Origin of the sequence: Tabrizicola sp. (genome assembly GCF_051645465.1) — a bacterium.
Lineage (GTDB): Bacteria > Pseudomonadota > Alphaproteobacteria > Rhodobacterales > Rhodobacteraceae > Tabrizicola.
The window spans coordinates 1-2,251 of sequence record NZ_JBOFBI010000052.1 but is presented as its reverse complement, the minus strand read 5'-3'; the positions used below and the strand labels follow the sequence as shown (position 1 = coordinate 2,251).

The 2,251-nt window shown below is 61.4% G+C and carries 3 protein-coding genes and 1 pseudogene; 2 read left to right on the top strand and 2 right to left on the bottom strand.

What is annotated here, in order from left to right:
- On the bottom strand, nucleotides 1–335 hold a 335-nt coding region (locus tag ACRCSW_RS03195; RefSeq protein WP_438702539.1), incomplete at its 3' end, for a hypothetical protein.
- The gene (locus ACRCSW_RS03190; protein WP_438702538.1) at nucleotides 335–493 is read right to left on the bottom strand and encodes a hypothetical protein; all 159 of its coding nucleotides are present in this window, start codon (nucleotides 491–493) and stop codon (nucleotides 335–337) included. The genes ACRCSW_RS03190 and ACRCSW_RS03195, both read right to left, overlap by 1 nt.
- 62 nt (nucleotides 494–555) lie before the next feature.
- Here ACRCSW_RS03190 and ACRCSW_RS03185 point away from each other — a divergent pair, with 62 nt between their 5' ends.
- Both ACRCSW_RS03185 and ACRCSW_RS03180 read left to right on the top strand, forming a co-directional pair.
- Complete coding sequence (locus ACRCSW_RS03185; protein ID WP_438702537.1) at nucleotides 556–1,560, top strand: CobW family GTP-binding protein; 1,005 nt, start codon at nucleotides 556–558, stop codon at nucleotides 1,558–1,560.
- A gap of 230 nt (nucleotides 1,561–1,790) precedes the next feature.
- Nucleotides 1,791–2,251, top strand: a pseudogene (locus tag ACRCSW_RS03180) (IS110 family transposase); the annotation flags it as partial.

The following is a 2,251-nucleotide window of genomic DNA, read 5'->3' as shown; positions in this document are numbered from 1 at the left end:
TTGGTGAAGTCGGCCAGCACGGCCGCTAGAAGCTTTCCGCCATGCCCCGCGCCGGGCTTGGTTGCGCCGAATTCCTCAATCTTTGTGCCTGCCGGATCGCTCCAAAGCCCGGTCATCCATAGGAACGCTGCGACCCCTTGCTGCGGAACCTCCAGCACCTTAAGCAACTGGTCCTTGGACCTCATCGCCGCGCAGAGCGTTGCGTCGGAGCAAGCAGCCAGTTTGTCCAGATTGTCCGGCGCGTTCAGAACGGCTTGGATCGCGCCCAAGTCGCCGGGCCGTGCCTTGCGGACAAGACCACTATCCGTCGCCAGGGACTGGGGTGCACGATCCATCACGGGATCGTCGGATTCGCAGCGTCGTCATGGACCGCGACGGATTCAAAACGGCGCGCGGGATCGGCGGTCACGCAGTTGTGTGGCAAGCTCGGCACGAGGAGTTGGCCTTCTTCGACCTTAGCCACGCATGTGCGGGAATGGAACATAAGCGTCATCAGGGGGTGCCTTTCTCCGACTCCGCTGGTTATTACGTAATAGTATAACATAACACAAGTCTGTGGCGCCCCGCATCCCCCTGACGTTGATCACTTGCTACCTCGGCGCTGGTAAGACCACACGTGTGAACGCGCTCTTGCGCGATGCGTTGGCCGGGCGTATCGCCATCGTCGTCAACGAATTCGGCGATGTAGGGCTTGATTATGACCTGATCGTCGAAACAACCGAAGAGACGGTGCTGCTGCCGTCTGGCTGTATGTGCTGCACAGTTCAGAGCGATCTGGTGCAGGCGCCGGAGGACCTTCTGGACCGGCGCGAACGGGGGAGCTTGAACTTCAACCGCATCGTGATCGAGACGACGGGCCTCGCCGACCCCGCCCCTATCCTGAATACGCTGATCGTCACCCCCAGCCTTGGAGCGGCATTGCGGCTGGACGGCGTGGTGACGGTCTGTGACACCGCTAACGGTTCGTTCACACTTGACGCAGGTTTCGAGGCGGTGTCGCAGGTCGCGATGGCCGACGTCAATGTGATCAGCAAGGCCGACCTCGTCACCCCGGCACAGCAAGCGGCCTTTCAGGCGCGGCTTTCCGCGCTGGCGCCGGGCGCACGCCAAGTTGTGGCGGCAAATGGCGCTGTTCCGCTGACCGAGCTCTTCGGCGCAGGTCCGCCCGAGATGGGATCGGACCTTCCCGGCACCGTCGATTGGATCAACGTCCCGGCCTATGCGCTTTCCTCCCTGCCGGTTCCGGCCCTTGCGCCCAACATGAAGACGGCAGGGCCGACGCATGGTCTCTTCGGACTTGCGCCTTCCAGGGCCTTTTCACCGGTTATGCCTCCGGCCCCGGTGGCCAGGCACGATGACCGGATATCCGCCATCTCGGCCACTTTTGACGACCCGATCCACCCAATGATGCTGGACATCTGGGTGGAAACGCTGCTGGCCTCGCTTGGCCCAAACATCCTCCGCATGAAGGCGGTGATCTGGGCCAAAGGCTTCGAGACACCCTTCGTGATTCATGGCGTCCAGCACATCATCGACCCGCCCGTGTGCTTGAAAGCCTAGACCGGTGCTGATCGAAGAAGCCGGATCGTCCTGATCGGTCGTGATCGGCCGCGCGAAAGCTTGCGGGAAGCGCTTGATGTCCTGCGGACAAAGCCGATGTTTCACCGAGTCCGAAGCCACGACAAGTGCCGCCGCCGGCCCACTGCGGATGAGGTGGATGGCTCCTGCTCCACCGGCGTTGAATGCGCCATAGTGCAGTTGTCATGGACTGCGAGGAAAGGAGCCACCCGATGACAGTTAGAACAGTCGGCCTCGATTTGGCCAAGGATGTATTCCAGGTTCACGGTGTTTCGGAAACAGGCCGCCGGGTCTTCAACAAGAAGATTAAGCGTGCGAACCTTCTGGCCTTCTTCGAGACATTGCCGCGATGTGTGGTCGGTATGGAAGCGTGTGGTTCTGCCCATCACTGGGGCCGCGCGTTGCGCAAGCTGGGTCATGACGTGCGGCTGATGCCGTTCTTCGCTACGAACGCTCCCCCGGAGCGTTCGCTTGACGCTCGAACCTTATGTCAAACCTATTTGAAGCGCGGGAAAACTGACGCGGTCGACGCGGAGGCGATCTGTGAGGCCGTGCGTCGTCCGACCATGCGTTTTTGTGGAGATCAAGACAGAGGATCAGCAGGCCGTGTTGCTCCTGCACCGCTCGCGGGACCTGGTTGTGCGACAGCGCACGCAGGTGGCGAACATGATCC

Coding starts and splice junctions, on each gene's coding strand:
- ACRCSW_RS03190 (WP_438702538.1), bottom strand. CDS start 493: ATGACGCTTATGTTCCATTCCCGCACATGCGTGGCTAAGGTCGAAGAA.